Raw genomic sequence first — 17,393 nt, forward strand, 5'->3', positions numbered from 1 at the left:
CTCCTTAAATTATTTTTTCAAATTTTCTCAAATTTTTACGTCTGATTTTGACGCCCGGCAGATACTTTTCAACCAAAGTCCAAAAATTCCTGCCGTGATTTTTATGTTTAATATGGGCTAGTTCATGCACAACAACATATTCAATCAGCTCTATAGGAAGTTTTGCAAGAAAATAATTAAAACTGACGGAATTTTTATAACTGCAGCTTCCCCATCTTGTTTTATTGAATCTAAAAGATATTTTAGCAGGATGCAGATTCATTTTATTAGCATACTTATAAACAATCGGCAAAATAACTTCAGGCAGTTTATTTTTATAGATTTCTTTTTCGTCAATTCCGTTTTTTATATATTTTTTTCCAAAAAGATAATAATAATTCACATTTTTTTGTTTTTCAATTATGTGGTCAATATGCTTTAAAATGGACTTTTTTACAAAATCATTTGACACAAATCTGTTTGCACTAACCTCCACATGAGAATCATAAATTCTTAAATAAATATGCTTTATAGGCTTTTTTATTATTTTATATTTTATTTCAACCCCGTTAAAAAAAAGTTTATCCATTTTTCATAAACTCCACTATTTTACCATGAAACCTTGCATAACACAAATTCAAATCGTTTTCATAAATTTCAGCCAATTTACCCCAGTTTTCTTCCACTCCCCGCTCAAACCACTCTTTCATATCATCATAACTTTCAAACTCAAAGCCTTTTTTCTTAAGGAGTCTTTTTGTGTATGCATCCATAACCATAGTTTCTTTGAAACAGGCATAGCATAATATACTGTCAGCCGTTTCGAATCCTATTCCTTTTTGGCTTAAAAGCCACTCACGGGTTACATTTTCTTTAAAATTTTCAAAATCACCAAAATCTCTTAAAATATTTCTTGAAAGTGCTATCAGTCTTTTTGCTTTTTGATTGTAAAATCCGGCAGATTTAATAAGCTCAGCCAAATAAGAAGGCTCAAAACTTGCCACTTCTTCAATTCTCCATTCTCCATCACGGCCGCTTGAAAAGCGGCCAGATGAGCAAAGCTCACTTTTCATTTTTAACTGATTTAACGCTTTTTCAACATTCTCCCATTTAGTATTTTGCGTTAAAACCGCCCCTACCACCACTTCAAAAGTACCTACATTAGGCCACCAGTATTTTGGCTTATTTTTTAACAGCTCTTTTTTTCTAAGTTCTTCTAACAGTTCATATGAATTGCTAAATTCCATCTCTCCTCCATTTTCCACCATGGCCGCTTTTCAAGCAGCCAGGTGAGCTTAATTCGCTTTGCTCATTTTCGCTCATTTTTCACTTTTCACTTTTCATCATGGCCGCTTTTCAAGCAGCCAGATGAGCTTAATTCGCTTTACTCATTTGCGCTCATTTTTCACTTTTCACTTGAAACTTGGCTACTTGGAACTTGGCAACTTGTCAACTCCCAACTCACTACTCACAACTCACAACTCCCAACTCACTACTCACTACTTTCGCTTCCTGCGTTACAATAAGTTCTCCATCATCAAAAGCTTTATATTTTTTGGCTGAAATCGATTTTTTAGCATCCGTATTAATAACAACCGCCTGAAAAATTGTTTTGCATTTCTTAGGCACGTCAAAATTATGCTTAAGCCCTGTGAGAGAGTTCATAATAGGGGCGTTTTCTTTTATGCCTATTACATTATCCCTGCATCCGCTAAGCCCTATATCCGTTAAATAACAAGTCCCATCATTTATTTGTAAATCATCGGTTCCTATATGTGTATGGGTTCCGATAATCGCTCCAACTTTTCCTTTTAGCAGATGAAAAAGAGTTCTTTTTTCAGCAGTGGCTTCTGCATGAAAATCTATAAAAACAAATTTTTCTTCTTTTAAATTATCTACAAAATTTTTAATCTCAATAAAAGGGTTTTTTCCGTAAGGCATCGTAAAATTCCCCATAGCACTTATGACAATTATATTTTCATCTTCATAATACCATCTGCCCGGTGCTTCAAAATAATTAAGCGGCCTTAGGATTTTTTCTTCACTAAGAAGTGTAAGTGCATCTTTTTTCTTATCAAACGTATGGTTTCCGCCCGTGAAAACATCAATACCTGCTTTTTTCATCTCTTCATATGTTTTAACTGTAATTCCAAATCCATGGGTAATATTTTCATAATTTCCTATTACATAGTCAATATTTTCTGTTTCTTTTATAAGCGGCAGATATTTTTTTACCGTTTTTCTGCCCGGCTTTCCCACAATATCACCTATAAAAAGTATATTCATTTATCACCTTTGATATAATTTGATTATGAAAAAGTTTATATTGTTTGTAATTATAGTCAATTTATTCGCCGGCAGTATCAATGACACTAATTCAACCCATAAAATAATAGTAGGCTATAAAAAAAATTTTATTGACAAAATAAATTATTTTGTACCGGACTTTTTAAAAATTTCAACGGAGACATCATTTGTAAATATAAGAATTTATGAAGATACATTAACTCAAAAAACACCTTCGGCTTCTGTGGGTATAAATATTAAACTGCCCGAATTTTTTGTAAAAAAAATTAAAACAAAAAATAAAAATGTAAACAATGCCAAAAAAAAAGAGTATTCGTCAATCATTTTTAAATTAAGGCCGTTTATAAGAATAAAAAAACACAGAATTTTTTTCTTTCAAAACATAATCGAATATAAAAAAACTTATTTAAACAATGAATTTGGAATATCAAATAAAATAAATTATTATCCGTTTGAAAATTATTGGGAAGAAAATATCAATTTTGCCTATTTCAAATATTTAAAAAACATTTTTGGAGCCAATTTAAATATTTCTACAGATAAAGAAAATTTCCCGACAAAATATTATTCTTTAAATTTTTCTGTTTCTAATTTCAAAAGAAAATTTATCTCTTCTTATGGATATGAAATCGGGGGAAGCACTGATAATAATCCTTTTATTTATTATCATAAGTTATTTATAAATTTCAGAAAAACACTTTTTAATAAAAAATATATATATCTGGAATTAATGCCTTATTTTTTAATTTCAAAAGATTATGACTTCAAATTAAAACCGGCTGTTTCTTCATCTATAAATATAAAATTTTAGATAAAATTTCAATAAAAAGGCTATTGATGATTAAAGCTCTAAGAGGCATGAAAGATATTATCGAAGATAAAAGATTTTTAAAAATTTACGACACAGCAAGAGAAGTCGCCGAAAGTTACGGATACGGATATATAGAAACGCCTATTTTGGAAGAAACCGGACTTTTTAAAAGAAGTGTCGGGGAAAGCAGTGATATTGTAAACAAAGAAATGTACGAGTTTAAAGACAGGGGCGGAAATGATGTATGTCTCCGTCCCGAAGGCACCGCAGGGGTTGTAAGAAGTTTTATCGAGCATAAATTTGACAGAGTGCAAACTCCTAAAAGATTTTGGTATTTCGGCCCTATGTTTAGATACGAAAGGCCCCAAAAAGGAAGACTCAGAGAATTTCACCAGTTCGGAATCGAAAGTTTCGGAGAATCAAGCGTATATGAAGATGTTTTAATAATCGCCGTTGCAGCCGATATTTTTAAAAAATTAAACATCGATTTTACATTAAAAATAAATTCTCTTGGCTGTGAAAAATGCATGCCTGAATATAAAAACAAATTAGTTTCATTTCTTGAAAAAAACAAAGACAAATTATGCGAAGACTGCCAAAGAAGAATAAACCAAAATCCGATTCGTACACTTGATTGTAAAAACTCTTCATGCCAGACGATTTTAAAAAACGCTCCGAAAATTACAGACAATCTGTGCGAAAACTGTTTGAGTGATTTTGAAAAATTAAAAGAAGGGCTAAACGCTTTAAAAATACCTTTTGAAATAGATAAACACTTAGTAAGAGGTCTTGATTATTACACAAAAACAACATTTGAATTTATAAGTAACAGTATCGGTGCTCAAAGTGCAATTTGCGGCGGCGGAAGATATGACAGACTGGTTGAAATGCTTGGAGGAAAACCGACTCCCGGTGTCGGATTTGCGATAGGAATTGAAAGGATTATGGATTTGATTTATATAAACAGCGAAAGAAACGGTATCTATATGGGTGCATTAATTCAGGAGGCTCTCCCTTTTATATTAAAAAAAGCAAACGAACTTAGAAGAGAAGAAAAAGTATTTGCAGAAGTTAAAATAAAATCACTTAAAGCGCATTTAAAAGCTGCGGATAAAGGAAACTATAAAAAAGCCCTGATTGTGGGGGAAGACGAATTAAAAAGCGGAAAATTTTTTGAAAAAGAACTATAAAATAGTGAGTAGTGAGTTGTGAGCCTGCCCGGCCGTTTGAAAAACGGCGGGGTGGTTAGTGGTGAGTAGTCAAGTTGCCAAGTAAACTTTTAACTTTTAATTAAAAGGATTTTTTATGGATTACGGCCTAAATATTTGGGGTGAAAATAATTTTTTTATAGACAATGACAGACTGAGAATAAATTATGCAAACCAGCCGGCACTTATTGATATAGTAAAAGACCTTGAAGCTCAGGGTATAAAAGGCCCTATTTTACTTCGTTTTCCGCATTTAATAAGAAAACAGATAAATTCACTTTACCAAAATTTCAATCAGGCCATAAAAGAATTTGATTACAAAGGTGAATTTAAAGCTGTATTTCCCCTAAAAGTCAATCAGTTTCCTACATTTGTAAAACCTTTAATTAAAATAGCCAAAAATTATAATTACGGCCTTGAAGCCGGAAGTAAGGCGGAGCTTATTCTGGCAATGACTTACAATAATAAAAATTATCCCATTACCATAAACGGTTTTAAAGACAGAGAAATGATACGACTTGCGTTTATTGCCGGATTTATGGGTTATAACGTAACTATTACCATAGAAGGGCTTAACGAGCTCAATTCCATTTTGGAAGTAAGCCGTGAATATAAAAAAGTACCGGTATTTATAGGAATCAGAATAAGGCTTCATACAAGCGGAGTGGGAATATGGGCAAAATCAGGGGGATATGAATCAAAATTCGGGCTTAATTCCACTGAAATTATTGAAGCTGTTGAAATACTGAAAAAAGAAAATCTTATCGACAAAATTAAAATGATTCATTTTCATATAGGAAGCCAGATAAATGACATAGGACCCCTTAAAAAGGCAATAAGGGAAGCCGGAAATATTTATGCAGACCTCAGAAAAATGGGCTCAGTTAATTTAAGCGCCATTAATATAGGCGGAGGTTTGGCAATAGAATATTCCCAGTGGGAACATAAAAGGGACAGAAATTATTCCATCAGAGAATTCAGCAATGATGTAATATATCTGTTAAAAGAAATTGCTTCTAAAAAAAATGTCCCTATGCCGGACATTTATACAGAAAGCGGCCGTTTTATCGCTTCCCCCTCAACAGTGCTTATAGCGCCTGTAATTGAACTTTTTTCCCAGGAGTATAATGAAAAAGCCCTTAGACTCAAAGAAAAAAATCCGGATTTGATTGAAGAACTTCTCGATTTATTCAAACTGATAAATGAAACTAATTATATAGAATATTTTCATGATGCACTTGATCATTTTGAAAGCCTCTTAACACTCTTTGATTTGGGAATAATAGATTTAACAGACAGAAGCAATGCGGAAATTCTGGTTAATTTAATAATAAAAAAAGCAATTGTTTTTGCGACATACAGGGGATTTAAAAATAAAGAATTAAAAGCGATAAATGAAAAAATACAGGAAAAATATTTAGCAAACTTTTCCATTTTTCAAAGCCTTCCCGATTTTTGGGGATTAAAACAGCGCTTTCCTTTAATGCCTATAACAAAACTTAATATAAATCCAAACAGAAGTGCCACAATTTGGGATATCACCTGCGACAGTGACGGTGAAATACCTTTTAATAAAGAAACGCCTCTTTATCTGCATGATGTAGATTTAAACAAAGAAAATTATTATCTTGCATTCTTTTTGGTTGGAGCTTATCAGGAAATTTTAGGAATGAAACATAATCTGTTCAGCTATACCAACGAAGCGGTTATAACTTTTGATGAAAACGGAAATTACAAAATAGATTTTCTTGAAAGAACTCAAAAAATAAGGGATATTTTAATAGATTTGGATTATGAAATAGATGAAATAGAGCATCTGTTAAAAAGCAAAATTAAAAAAAGCAGTTTAAACGGAGAAGAGCAAAAAGAACTTTTAGGAGAGCTTTTTATTTTATTAAACGATACGGTTTATTTAAAAGATTAACCGTTATTTCCCACTATTTCCTCTTTTTTTACTAAATTATCAACTTTTAATATTGTAACAATTCTTCCGTCATCCATTCTGCCGATACCTTCTATGATTTCATCATCATTTTCATAGGTGCTCGGAGGCGGCGCAATATTTTTTTTGGGAATTCTCAGGGCTGAGGTAAGCCTGTCTATTATAAAAGCGACATCTTCGTTTTTTATTTTCATTACAATAAATCTTGTGGCATCCGGATCTATTTCCGGCTCAGCGGCGGTATTGAATTTTATTCTCAAATCTATCAGAGGCAAAACATTGCCTCTTAAATTAAACACCCCTAAAACATAAGGGGGAGTAAAAGGGACTTTGGTCCATTCTATAGGTTTGATAATTTCCTGAATGGATAAAATAGGTACTGCAAATTCCTCTTCTCCAACTATAAATCCCACAACCTGAATATAATCATCCAATACATTTTTTTCTTCATCGCTCCCTAAAGCTTTTTTCTGCTGTTTTAATATTTCGTTTAATCTGCCCATTTATTATCCTTATAATCCCAAATTTCTTCTGACTACATTTTGCAAATATTCCGGTGTGTACGGTTTGGTGATATATTCATTCATTCCCACCTCAACCCCTCTGACCCTGTCCGATTTTGTAGTTCTGCTTGTCACCGCTATTAAAGGCAGTTTTCTGTATTTATTGTATTTTCTGATTTCCTGAGCCAGTGTATATCCGTCCATTCTCGGCATTTCTATATCTATAAGCATAGCATCGATATCGTTTTTTTTGAGTTTTTCAAGAGCTTCCATACCGTCTTTGGCTTCTATAACCTGTACTCCGAGAGGCTCAAGTGATTGTTTCATTATTTTTCTGTCCATCGGTGAATCATCTATTATCATTACAACATAATCTTCGGGTTTTTCCTTTTTCTTTTTACTTTCTCCGATAGCCGCTGTGGCATTAACCCTGTTATGTGTTTCTTTTGCAAGTTTCATTAAACTGCCCACATCAAGAATCAATGTAACCTTGCCGTCACCTCTGATTGTCGCACCTGCAATTCCCGGAATTCCTTTTAAAAATTCCCCCAGTGATTTAATAACTATTTCTTCCTGGCCAATAAAACTGTCAACTATCAAACCTATTTTTGTCGCTCCAAGACCCAAAATTACCACATATAAATATTTATCCGGTTCAAGAACTTTTTCTATTTTAAAAACATCAGCCATATTAACAAGAGGCAGTATTTCATCTCGCAGTTTCAATACACTTTTTCCTTCAATTGTATAAATATCTTCTTCGACAATTCTAACGGTTTCGATTACATTTGAAAGAGGTACGGCGAAAAGCTCTTCCTGACTGGCTACCAGCAATGCCTGAATAATAGCAAGGGTTAGAGGAATTTTAAGTTTAAAGGTTGTGCCTTTACCTGGGATTGAATCCACTTCTATAATACCGTTTAATTTTTCAATATTTGTTTTTACAACATCCATTCCCACACCGCGGCCGGAAACTGATGTAACTTTAGCAGCAGTTGAAAAGCCGGGTTTAAAAATAAGCATAAACGCTTCTTTATCGCTCATATTTTCAGCTTCCTGGGAAGTAATAAGCCCTTTTTCTATAGCTTTTTGTTTTAAAGCATCAGGGTCCATTCCGGCACCGTCATCTTTTATTTCAATTACAATCATATTACCTTCGTTATATGCTTTAAGCCAAACTGTGCCTTCTTCGGGTTTTCCTTTTGCTTTTCTTTTTTCAGGCTCTTCAATTCCATGGTCAATGGAATTTCTAATCATATGCACCAGAGGGTCACCGATTTCTTCTATAATGGATTTATCAAGCTCTGTTTCTTCACCTTCAATAATTAACCTCACTTTTTTACCAAGCTCACGGGAAAGGTCTCTTACCAGGCGGGGAAATTTATTAAACACTTTTCCAATAGGAAGCATTCTTGTCTTCATAACTGCTATTTGTAAATCGGTTGTAACAATTGATATACTTGAGACCACTTGATTAAGTTCTTCTAAAAATTTTTCGCCTTCATATCTTTCTTCCACGTCGTTATAAATTTTAATAAGCCTGTTTTTTGCTAAAACAAGTTCTCCGATTAAATTCATAAGCTGGTCAAGCCTTTTTACATCAACTCTGATTGTCTGTTCGGCGGTAGAAATTTTTTTAATCTCTTTTTTCTTTGAAACTGAAGGTTTGGTTTCCTGTGGCTTTGCAGGTTTTGTTTCCTGTTTTTGAGCCGGAATATTTTTTTCCTCTTTTTTTTCTTCGGTTTTTTCTTCTTTATTTCCTTCAGAGTTTCTAAGTTTCACCAAATGCTCTAACACTGCGTCAAGCTCTTCCGGAGAGAGAGAATCCAAATCAAGTTCATCCGCATTTTCAAGTGTAATTTCGTCCAGATTAATATTACCTACAGCATTTCCTTCTTTTTTTTCATTTTTACCATTTTCACTGCTTTCACTACTTACATTTTCACTGTTTTCACCGCCTAAACTTTTTCCATTTGCAATTGCATCAAGTTTTTTAACCACTTCGTCAATATCTATTTCAGGTGAACTGTCATCCCCGTTGTCCCTTATATATTCAAGAATTGCTTTCATCAAATCAACTGATTCCAAAATAACATCCATAATATCCGGCGTTATCTTAAGTTCCCCTTTTCTCGCCTTATCAAGAACAGCTTCCATATGATGGGTTAAATGAGCCAGTTTTTCAAAATTTAAAAAACCGCTGCTTCCTTTAATGGTATGGGCAACCCTGAATATTTTATTAAGTAAATCCAAATCATCCGGATTATTTTCAAGCTCAATCAAATCCTGGTCCATCTCTTCTATCATTTCGAAAGCTTCTATTAAAAAATCTTCCAATAATTCCTGAATATCATCCATTTTTATTCCTTATTTGAATTTTTAAGCACATCTGCTATAGATTTATAAAATTTACTCGGATCGAATTTGACAAGATAGCCTTCAGCACCGACGGCTTTCCCCCTCTCGTCTGAAAATGCGTCCGAAATTGAAGAAGAGAATATTAAAGGGATATTTTTAAATCTTGAATCGTTATGAATTTTAGCAGCCATATGATACCCGTCCATTTTCGGCATTTCAACATCACTTAAAATAAGTTTTAATTTTTCTTTTAAATTATCGCCGTATACAGAATAAAGCTCTTCTAATTTCTGAAGCCCTTCCTCACCGTTTTTAGCTTCAATAACATCAAATCCCATTTTTTCCAATGCTTCTTTTTCCATTTTTCTTGCGGTAAGAGAATCGTCTACTAAAAGCACAAGACCGGAAAATTTTTCTATTTTATCTGTTTCAAATTCCAGATTTGCTTCAAAAAGCCCCATTTCTTCAACAATGCTTTCCAAATCCAAAATAAGCATTATTTCACCGTTTTCAAGTTTTGTAATTCCTGTTATTTTACTTTTATCAAGTTTTCCCTGCCCAACTCCAAAACTTGCAGGTTCTATATCCGCCCATGAAATTCTTCTTATCCTTTTTGCATCATGAACAATAAAACCTATAAGCATATTGTTAAATTCAGCAATAATTACTCTTTTTTTTATAGGAGCTTCGTTTTCATTAGGCTCTTTTATCCCCATCCATTTGGCAAGATTGACTACAGGGACAACCACTCCCCTCAAATCAAAAATTCCCTCAACAAAATCTTCACTGCCGGGCAATTCGGTAAGTTCGGGCATTTTAATTATTTCTCTGACTTTAGCGACATTTATACCGTAAATTCCTTCATATATTTTACCGTCTGCATCTTTTTTAAACAGTCTGAAATCGACAAGCTCCAGTTCGTTTGAGCCGGCTTTTAATATTTTGTCATCGGCCATAATTTAATTCCTTAAATGTTATTTTGTTATCTAATTGTATTATATTATATTTTCCGCTGCAAAAAAAAGACGGAAGAATCTTTATTGAAGAGATACTTTTGGAAATATGATAATGCCCTATGATTATATAATCATATTTTTTAGCAATATTTAAATTTAAATCTATTTTTTGACATTTTATTTTCTTATTCAAAAATTTTTTAAACAGCCAGTTATTTATAAAATTAAAACTCAGTATATGAATCAAATTAAGCGTTATTTTATTTCTTATTATCATTGAATACAATTTATAAAAAAAGCTTTCGTTATCCAAATCCCCGTGAGATAAATAAACAGATTTTTCAATGTCTGTAAACGCATCTGCAAAAGTAACCGCGGGGAAAAATTCATCAATACAAAAATCGTGATTTCCGTAGATATAATAAACTTCTGTTTTTTTAGATAATTTATTAATAAGTTCAATCGCTTCTTGATTGTATTTTTTTAAATATTCAAAAGGCAAAAGAAGATGAAAAATATCCCCCATAAAAAAAACCTGAGGAGGATTTTTTTTAACTAAAAAATTTAAAAAATTTAAAAAGCTCTTATCACCTTTTTTATAATGCGAATCGGCTATAAAAACAGCCCCGTTTTTTATATCAATCTCTTTTATTCTCACTACTCACCACTCACTACTCACTATATTTATGGTACATAAGCTATTTTGGGAAGTGCCGTATTTTCAGGCAAATCAAAAAGCAGATTTGCATTTGCAACAGCCTGGGAAGAGGCTCCTCTTAATAAATTGTCAATTACACTGTTGATAAAAAGCATATTTTTGTTTTTCATGGCAAAAATATCGCAAAAATGGGTTCCAGCCACATTTTTTATTTCCACCGGGTTGTTTCTTACTCTTATAAATTCTTCATTTTTATAAACTTCTTTTAAAACTTCCATCGGGTTTATATCTTTTTTCAGTTTGGCATAAATACTGATTTGCATACCCCTTGTAATAGGCAAAAGCTGAGGCACAAATGTTACATTAAGGCCGGTTTTTTCAGCTATTTCTATACTGTGGCGGTGTTTAACCGGATTATAAGCGAAAAAATTTTCATTGTCTTTTACAAAATGGGTTGTAGATTTTAGCCCTTTTCCGGCCCCGCTGACCCCGCTTTTAGCATCTACAAACACATCTTTTTCAATATAATCCAAAAACGGATAAAGCCCCAGAATGGTTGCTGTGGGATAACATCCCGGATTTGCCACAAGAGACACTTTTTTAATATAATCCCTAAATATTTCAGGAAGTCCATAAGCCGAATTTTCTAAATTCTCTGGGTTTATGTGAGAACAGTAAAAATCTTCATAATTTTTTTGATTAAGTCTGTAATCAGCTGAAAAATCAACAATTTTTGTATATCCATAAATTTCTTTAACAATTGCCATAGCTGTTTTATGAGGTACCGCTAAAAACACCAAATCAAAACTTTTTAATTTTTCAATATCTAATTTTTCAATTTCAGATTCAAACACACCTTTTAGAGCAGGATAAATATCTTCTATTCTATCTCCCCCTTCACTTCCAAAAAGGCCTTTTATTTCAAAATGAGGATGATTAAGTAAAATTTTTATAAGTTCAATTCCTGTATATCCGCTCGCCCCTACAATAGCCGTTTTAATCATTTAGTTCCTTTAATTTTCTTATTAACTTTTCAAGTTCAGCTAATTTATTAGCACATATTTCATAAATTATTTCTGAATCAACATCAATATAATGATGTGAAAGTATTTCTCTTGTTCTAATAATTTTTGACCAATATTTTTTATCATTTACTTTTAATAACAGCTTATCATTTTTTTTATAAATATTTTTAACTGCTTCTCCTATTGCTTGAAGTCTCATAGAAATACTGTCTAATCTCATTAAATTTTCTTCATTTTTTAAAAAATCATCACTACAAGAAATAGGCTGAAATCTAAATCTAATATGCCTAATACTCTCAAGAATAAAATCTAAAAGTTTATTTGTATCAGATTTATCCATAAATTACTTCTTTTTTAATATTTTCTAAAAATTTAGCGTTTTTATGAGGATAAACTATATCAATCTTTTTTTTGAAAAACTTTTCTAAAAACAAAAGAACTCCAGTTACATTATCAAAGTTTTTTTCTTCAAATTCAACATAAAAATCTATATCACTATCTTTTCTAAAATTTTCATTTGCAAAACTTCCAAAAATACCTATTTTTTTTACTGAATATTTCTTTCTTAAAACAGGTTTAATTTTATCAAGCTTTCTTAAAATATATTCTTTACTTAATTTTGCATTATCCATTATTCATTCTCCATTTTATTTTCCCGTGCTTCCAAATCCGCCACTGCCTCTTTTTGTATCATTTAAATCATCAACTTCAACTATTTTAGCCTGAACCACCGGTGCAACTACAGCCTGTGCCATTCTTTCACCTTTTTTTATTTTAAATTCTTCATCACTTAAATTTATAAGCAAAACTTTTATCTCTCCTCTGTAATCAGAATCGATGGTGCCAGGTGTATTTAAAACCGTAATTCCGTGCTTATACGCCAGCCCGCTCCTTGGCCTGATTTGAATTTCATATCCTCTTTCTATTTCAAACGCCAGAGCGGTTTTTATTAATCTTCTCTCTCCAGGCTTTATTATAATATCTTCAACAGAATGCAAATCAAATCCGGCTGCCTCTTCGCTTTTGTATTCAGGAATTATTGCTTCATTACTCAATTTCTTAACTTTTAAAACCATATTTTTCCCTCATTTTACATTTTCAATTTTTCATTAACTAAAGCAGATATCTTCATAACATATTTTATCTATTTCATATGCTTTAATTCCTCCCGGAAGATTAACTTCAACCTCATCCCCTACTTCTTTTCCTATTAATGCCTTTGCAAGCGGGGAATTATAAGAAATTAATCCTTTTTCAGGATTGGATTCAGGGCCTCCCACTATTGTATATTTTACCTCTTCGTCACTGTCCAGATCTATTAAATAAACAGTGCTTCCAAATGCCACCCTGTTGTGAGCATGCTCTTTAGGATCCACTACCACAGCCCTGCTTAAAATATCACTCAGTTCTGCTATTCTTCTTTCTATATGGGACTGTTTTTCTTTTGCCGCATGATATTCCGCATTTTCTTTCAAATCCCCAAGCTCTCTTGCCGCATCAATTTCTTTTGCGACTTCCGGTCTTGCAATTGTTTTTAAATAATCAAGTTCTTTTGCTAATTTTTCAAAACCGTATTTGGTCATAGGTTCTTTCATCTACACCCTTTTTAATAAAAATTATATCAAATTTATTCAGTTAATAATTCAACAACTCTCTTAGAACTGCCATATTTCAAAAGTTCCCTTAATTTTTTCGATTTTTTTTGAAATTCTTCTAAATTGCTCGTTTTATAATCTTTCAAAAGCTCATTAATATCAAATTTTTGAAGATATTCTTTATGAAACTCCCCTAAATTCTCTTTTTCAAAAATAATATTTGCTAAACCTACATAATTTAGTTTAACAAACATTTTTGCAATTAAATATTCAATCTCCCTTGCTTTATACATTAAAACAAAAGGAGTTCCAATTATTGCCGCTTCAAGCGTTGCGGTACCTGAGCAGATATAAGCAAAATCACTTTTTAAAAGGGCTTCGTGAGTATCAAATTCTATTTTAAATTCACTTACATCGCCGTAAATTTCATTAATTTTGTTTTTATATACAGGATGAACCACCAAAATTTTGTTTTTATCAATTTTTTTGGCTAAATTTCTAAAAACCGGCATTAATGATTTTATTTCACTTTTCCTGCTTCCCGGCAAAAACGCAACATTCCCGTATTCTTGTTCGTCTCTGAATTCAGTTATTTCATCAAGTAATGGGTTTCCCACATATATTCCATCAGACCAGTATTCTTTTTCAAAAGGGAAAATATAAGCCTTTTTATCCACAAATCTATTTACCTCTTTAATCCTTCCTTTTTTCCAGGCCCACACCTTTGGCAGAATATAATAAATTATCTCTTTTTTAGGATATTTCTCTTTAATTGCCTTTGCAAGTCTTAAATTAAAAGAAGGGGCATCAATTAGCAAAATCTTATCAGCGCTTTCACTCATATCAGTTAATTTTTCAATTGTTTTTTTAGCTAACTTTATTTTTGGCAATACATCAAAAAACCCCATTACATTAAATTCATTGCTGTCAATTACTGGCTCTCCCAAACTTTTATCAAATACACCTTCTATTTCACAATTTATATTTTTTTCATCCAGTTTTTTTAAAACTTCTTTTAAATGAAGGTTTGCACTCGGCTCAATCGCGCTTGTCAGTATCTTCATCTTCAAATTCCACGCTTGCCTGATTTATATTTTTACTTTTTACATTCTTTTTTTCATTTTTTGCATTTTCTTTTTTCTTTTCTATGACTTTTCCGTCAACCGTTTTTTTTCCAAAATATCTGGGCATACACATCAAAACTCCTTAATCAATATGGATGTTTTTTATTATTTAAATTTTACAACTTTAATTCTTTTTTACTAACTTGCACCGTTTTTATATTTTTCAATAGCTTTTATTATATCATCTTTACTTATTTTCTTAATTTTCCATTTTTCCTTTTTCATTTTCCATTTTTATCCACCTCCCTAAATTCCTGCTCATCTACATAAAAAAGATACCCTTTTGCATTTTTGCCTGTAAATTTTTCTACAACTTCCATATAATGTCTTACCTGATTTAAATAACCGTTTTCATCTTTTGGTTTTGTGGATTTATAATCAATTATCTCAAACCCTTCATCTGTTTCAACTAATAAATCTATTCTTCCAACCTGTTTTTCATAAATAAAAGGCAACTCTTTTTTGCCGTTTTTTAGTTTTTCTTTTGATTTTTTATATAGTTTTTCAACTTCATCTATATCGCAAAAATCACCGTAAATATTATTTACCGCTTCAATATCACTGCATTCAAAAGAATAATGCAAAGCATTACCAAAAAATATAGCTTCATAATCGTTTGGTTTGTACTCTTCTTCATCTACTTTTAGTTCCTGTTTTCCGTAATTTTTTAAATTAATCCTCAGAGGTTTTATCTCATTTTGGTCTTTTTCATCATTTGAAGGAATAACTTCTCCTCTCACCTCTTTATTTAGTTCAGTTACAAATGCCGATTTTTCATTTTTTTTGAGAATTATTAATGAATTTTTAGCCCTTGTAAATGCCACATATTCCACATTTTTTTTATCTTCAAGAGTCAATCGGCTTTCTACGTTTTTTATTCTTTTATATTCATCATCAATATATTCCCTGTTTGCAATTTTAAGTTTAATATCTTTTAATTTCGCATTTTCGTAATAAAACAGAATATTGCTTCTGTCACTGTTTTCTTTTGATAGTCTGTCAAGCACTATTACATTGTCAAATTCAAGCCCTTTGCTTTTGTGAATAGTTATAACGGTAATCCCGTCAAATTCTTTATACGGAAGTTCGTCTTTATAATTATCAATCTCGCTCACAAAGTCTTCTAAAGTGTCATATTTCGAGGAGTGATATAAAAGTTTTAAACTTGCTTCATCTGTTAAATCATATTTATCAATAATTTTTTTTATCATTTTAATCGGCCTGTCTTTATCTATTTTTATCACTTCATCGCTGTATTTTTTTCCTATTAATGAGAGAAAATTTAATTTTTCTATTTTTTGGGTATTGTCATTTAGGTATTTCATAAGGGAAATTATTGCTTTTGCACTGGGTTGTGAAATTACTTTTGCTTTTTTTGCGGTAACTACTCTTTTACCTTTATCTTCTAAAAATTCAGATAAAGCTAAAATATCGTCATTTGTATATACGAGTACCGCTATATCTTTGTCCTTTACCCCGTTTTCATTTAAAAACTTTATTTTTTCATATACGCCCTCAAACGCATCTTCTTTAATTTCATCCACCTCCACATATCCCTTTTCATCTCTGTTTGCTTCTTCTCCCAAATTAAATTTGCTGTTTACAAAATCGACTATATTTTTTGCACTTCTGTAGTTTACTTTTAATTTTTCAACCTCAAGCCCGTTGGCTCTGTATCTTTTGGCAACCTCGCTAAAAAGCTCTTTTCTTCCGCCCCTGAACCTGTAAATGGCCTGTTTTATATCCCCCACATAAAAAAAACTTCTGTTTTCTTTCCTTCCAACCCCGCTTGCAATCTCATCCACAAGCGGCTCAAATATTTCCCACTGCGATGTTGATGTATCCTGAAATTCATCCATTAATATATGGTTTATTTTTGAATCGAGCCTGAAATACAAAAAATCTTTATCAACGGGATTTTCCCTTAAAAGAAAATATACCAAATGTTCAATATCTTTAAATGAAACAATGTTTTCCTCTTTTTTGATTTTGAATTTTAAATTTTTGTATTTCTCATAAAAATAAAACAGGTTTTTAAAAAAAATTTTTTCTTTTAAATTAAAATAATGTTTTATATTTTCTAATAATTTATTAAATTCATCATCCATCCAAGGTTCATAACATTTCTTAAATCCTCTTACTTTTTCTAAACTTCCAATATCCAAAAAAGAAGGAATTGTTTTTACTTTTAACATTTCGTAAATATTTTTTCTAAAAAAATTATTTACTTGTTTACACTCTTGTGTTGCTAAAATAAATTTATTTTTTATCTCTTCAATTTCTTTTAAAACCTCATCAATTTTCCATTCTCCATTTTCAATTTTTAATTTTTTTAATTCTTTGTCTTTTTCATACAAATCTTCAAAAAGATTTAATAATGAAGAAAATTTTTCCTCTTTTTTGGCTATATCGATTAATAACTTAAATTCATCTGTTTTTAAATCTTTTAAAAATTCTTTAAAAATTATCTCCCTGTCAATATCTCCCACATCGAAATTACTTCTAAATCCGGCAAAAAAGCTGAATTTTCTTAAGATTTTATTTATAAACGAATCAATTGTCTGAATATTTACATCGTTTGTAAGAAATTTTTTAATTAAAATATCTGTCTTACTTAACAAATCGTTTTCATTTATTCCCAACTCGTTACATATCATTTCAATAATATTTTTTTTCTCTTTTCTTTTTTTTTCATCTAATTTATCATCACTTTTTTTAAGCAGGTTTAAAAACTTAACAATCCTCTCTTTCATTTCATTGGCGGCTTTGTTTGTAAAAGTGATGGCAATAATATTTACAGGATTATCTAAATTAAGAAGTGCAATATATCTGTTTGCAAGCCTGAATGTCTTACCGCTTCCCGCACTCGCCTCAACACTTAATAATTTTTTCATTTCTTTTCCTTTCTTTCACCGTTCACCATTCAC

General features: G+C 31.4%; 18 protein-coding genes. 3 read left to right on the forward strand and 15 right to left on the reverse strand.

All coding sequences use genetic code 11. The features are described from left to right. Positions 1-4: 4 nt before the first annotated feature. The 3 genes from DZ68_RS0102285 to DZ68_RS0102300 form a co-directional block, all read right to left on the reverse strand. Positions 5-568 carry a M48 family metallopeptidase gene (locus tag DZ68_RS0102285; RefSeq protein ID WP_024787063.1) on the reverse strand — a complete coding sequence of 188 codons (564 nt, stop codon included), beginning with the start codon at positions 566-568 and terminating at the stop codon, positions 5-7. Beyond that, positions 561-1,226: a 3-methyladenine DNA glycosylase gene (locus DZ68_RS0102290; RefSeq protein ID WP_024787064.1), complete on the reverse strand. Its 666-nt coding sequence runs from the start codon at positions 1,224-1,226 to the stop codon at positions 561-563. Before DZ68_RS0102290 ends, DZ68_RS0102285 begins: the two co-directional genes overlap by 8 nt. Positions 1,227-1,443: 217 nt before the next feature. After that, positions 1,444-2,265 carry a TIGR00282 family metallophosphoesterase gene (locus DZ68_RS0102300; RefSeq protein WP_024790652.1) on the reverse strand — a complete coding sequence of 274 codons (822 nt, stop codon included), beginning with the start codon at positions 2,263-2,265 and terminating at the stop codon, positions 1,444-1,446. A gap of 25 nt (positions 2,266-2,290) precedes the next feature. Between DZ68_RS0102300 and DZ68_RS0102305 the strand changes: the two genes are divergently transcribed. The 3 genes from DZ68_RS0102305 (at position 2,291) to speA (ending at position 6,229) form a co-directional block, all read left to right on the forward strand. After that, the gene (locus DZ68_RS0102305) at positions 2,291-3,097 is read left to right on the forward strand and encodes a hypothetical protein (RefSeq protein ID WP_156920208.1); all 807 of its coding nucleotides are present in this window, start codon (positions 2,291-2,293) and stop codon (positions 3,095-3,097) included. Between the two features lie 26 nt (positions 3,098-3,123). Next, positions 3,124-4,287 (forward strand): histidine--tRNA ligase, encoded by a 1,164-nt coding sequence (gene hisS / locus DZ68_RS0102310; RefSeq protein ID WP_024790653.1) that lies wholly within the window; start codon positions 3,124-3,126, stop codon positions 4,285-4,287. Between the two features lie 115 nt (positions 4,288-4,402). Next, complete coding sequence (speA, locus tag DZ68_RS0102315) at positions 4,403-6,229, forward strand: biosynthetic arginine decarboxylase (RefSeq protein ID WP_024790654.1); 1,827 nt, start codon at positions 4,403-4,405, stop codon at positions 6,227-6,229. Here the strand turns inward: speA and DZ68_RS0102320 are convergent. From DZ68_RS0102320 to DZ68_RS0102380, 12 genes are all read right to left on the reverse strand, one after another. Then, positions 6,226-6,750, reverse strand: a complete 525-nt coding sequence (locus DZ68_RS0102320; RefSeq protein ID WP_024790655.1) for a chemotaxis protein CheW — start codon at positions 6,748-6,750, stop codon at positions 6,226-6,228. The genes speA and DZ68_RS0102320 overlap by 4 nt on opposite strands. A gap of 9 nt (positions 6,751-6,759) precedes the next feature. Next, positions 6,760-9,108, reverse strand: coding sequence for a response regulator (locus DZ68_RS0102325; protein WP_024787069.1), 2,349 nt, complete (start codon positions 9,106-9,108; stop codon positions 6,760-6,762). A 2-nt stretch (positions 9,109-9,110) separates the two neighbouring features. Further along, a complete protein-coding gene (locus tag DZ68_RS0102330; RefSeq protein WP_024787070.1) occupies positions 9,111-10,064 on the reverse strand; it encodes a chemotaxis protein in 954 nt (317 codons plus the stop codon). Further along, on the reverse strand, positions 10,054-10,722 hold the full coding sequence (locus DZ68_RS0102335; protein ID WP_024787071.1) for a UDP-2,3-diacylglucosamine diphosphatase: 669 nt from the start codon (positions 10,720-10,722) through the stop codon (positions 10,054-10,056). Before DZ68_RS0102335 ends, DZ68_RS0102330 begins: the two co-directional genes overlap by 11 nt. 26 nt (positions 10,723-10,748) lie before the next feature. Then, positions 10,749-11,726, reverse strand: coding sequence for an N-acetyl-gamma-glutamyl-phosphate reductase (gene argC, locus DZ68_RS0102340; RefSeq protein WP_024790656.1), 978 nt, complete (start codon positions 11,724-11,726; stop codon positions 10,749-10,751). Beyond that, the gene (locus DZ68_RS0102345) at positions 11,719-12,087 is read right to left on the reverse strand and encodes a DUF86 domain-containing protein (RefSeq protein WP_024787073.1); all 369 of its coding nucleotides are present in this window, start codon (positions 12,085-12,087) and stop codon (positions 11,719-11,721) included. The genes argC and DZ68_RS0102345 overlap by 8 nt, the downstream gene beginning before the upstream one ends. Next, entirely contained in the window at positions 12,080-12,379 is a 300-nt protein-coding gene (locus tag DZ68_RS0102350; protein ID WP_024790657.1) for a nucleotidyltransferase family protein, read from the reverse strand. The genes DZ68_RS0102345 and DZ68_RS0102350 overlap by 8 nt, the downstream gene beginning before the upstream one ends. 15 nt (positions 12,380-12,394) lie before the next feature. Beyond that, positions 12,395-12,823, reverse strand: a complete 429-nt coding sequence (gene dut / locus DZ68_RS0102355; RefSeq protein WP_024790658.1) for a dUTP diphosphatase — start codon at positions 12,821-12,823, stop codon at positions 12,395-12,397. 33 nt (positions 12,824-12,856) lie between these two features. Further along, the gene (gene greA / locus DZ68_RS0102360; RefSeq protein WP_024787076.1) at positions 12,857-13,342 is read right to left on the reverse strand and encodes a transcription elongation factor GreA; all 486 of its coding nucleotides are present in this window, start codon (positions 13,340-13,342) and stop codon (positions 12,857-12,859) included. Positions 13,343-13,374: 32 nt separating this feature from the next. After that, entirely contained in the window at positions 13,375-14,406 is a 1,032-nt protein-coding gene (gene lpxB, locus DZ68_RS0102365) for a lipid-A-disaccharide synthase (protein WP_024790659.1), read from the reverse strand. After that, the gene (locus tag DZ68_RS10715; protein WP_156920209.1) at positions 14,381-14,539 is read right to left on the reverse strand and encodes a hypothetical protein; all 159 of its coding nucleotides are present in this window, start codon (positions 14,537-14,539) and stop codon (positions 14,381-14,383) included. The genes lpxB and DZ68_RS10715 overlap by 26 nt, the downstream gene beginning before the upstream one ends. A gap of 148 nt (positions 14,540-14,687) precedes the next feature. After that, entirely contained in the window at positions 14,688-17,360 is a 2,673-nt protein-coding gene (locus DZ68_RS0102380) for a RecB-like helicase (protein ID WP_024790660.1), read from the reverse strand. Positions 17,361-17,393 lie beyond the last annotated feature (33 nt).

It is taken from the genome of Lebetimonas sp. JS085 (assembly GCF_000523295.1).
Lineage (GTDB): Bacteria > Campylobacterota > Campylobacteria > Campylobacterales > Nautiliaceae > Lebetimonas.

Coding starts and splice junctions, on each gene's coding strand:
- DZ68_RS0102300 (WP_024790652.1), bottom strand. CDS start 2,265: ATGAATATACTTTTTATAGGTGATATTGTGGGAAAGCCGGGCAGAAAA.
- DZ68_RS0102290 (WP_024787064.1), bottom strand. CDS start 1,226: ATGGAATTTAGCAATTCATATGAACTGTTAGAAGAACTTAGAAAAAAA.
- DZ68_RS0102285 (WP_024787063.1), bottom strand. CDS start 568: ATGGATAAACTTTTTTTTAACGGGGTTGAAATAAAATATAAAATAATA.
- DZ68_RS0102305 (WP_156920208.1), top strand. CDS start 2,291: ATGAAAAAGTTTATATTGTTTGTAATTATAGTCAATTTATTCGCCGGC.
- DZ68_RS0102380 (WP_024790660.1), bottom strand. CDS start 17,360: ATGAAAAAATTATTAAGTGTTGAGGCGAGTGCGGGAAGCGGTAAGACA.
- lpxB (WP_024790659.1), bottom strand. CDS start 14,406: ATGAAGATACTGACAAGCGCGATTGAGCCGAGTGCAAACCTTCATTTA.
- speA (WP_024790654.1), top strand. CDS start 4,403: ATGGATTACGGCCTAAATATTTGGGGTGAAAATAATTTTTTTATAGAC.
- argC (WP_024790656.1), bottom strand. CDS start 11,726: ATGATTAAAACGGCTATTGTAGGGGCGAGCGGATATACAGGAATTGAA.
- DZ68_RS0102330 (WP_024787070.1), bottom strand. CDS start 10,064: ATGGCCGATGACAAAATATTAAAAGCCGGCTCAAACGAACTGGAGCTT.
- DZ68_RS10715 (WP_156920209.1), bottom strand. CDS start 14,539: ATGTGTATGCCCAGATATTTTGGAAAAAAAACGGTTGACGGAAAAGTC.
- DZ68_RS0102350 (WP_024790657.1), bottom strand. CDS start 12,379: ATGGATAATGCAAAATTAAGTAAAGAATATATTTTAAGAAAGCTTGAT.
- DZ68_RS0102325 (WP_024787069.1), bottom strand. CDS start 9,108: ATGGATGATATTCAGGAATTATTGGAAGATTTTTTAATAGAAGCTTTC.
- DZ68_RS0102345 (WP_024787073.1), bottom strand. CDS start 12,087: ATGGATAAATCTGATACAAATAAACTTTTAGATTTTATTCTTGAGAGT.
- dut (WP_024790658.1), bottom strand. CDS start 12,823: ATGGTTTTAAAAGTTAAGAAATTGAGTAATGAAGCAATAATTCCTGAA.
- greA (WP_024787076.1), bottom strand. CDS start 13,342: ATGAAAGAACCTATGACCAAATACGGTTTTGAAAAATTAGCAAAAGAA.
- hisS (WP_024790653.1), top strand. CDS start 3,124: ATGATTAAAGCTCTAAGAGGCATGAAAGATATTATCGAAGATAAAAGA.
- DZ68_RS0102320 (WP_024790655.1), bottom strand. CDS start 6,750: ATGGGCAGATTAAACGAAATATTAAAACAGCAGAAAAAAGCTTTAGGG.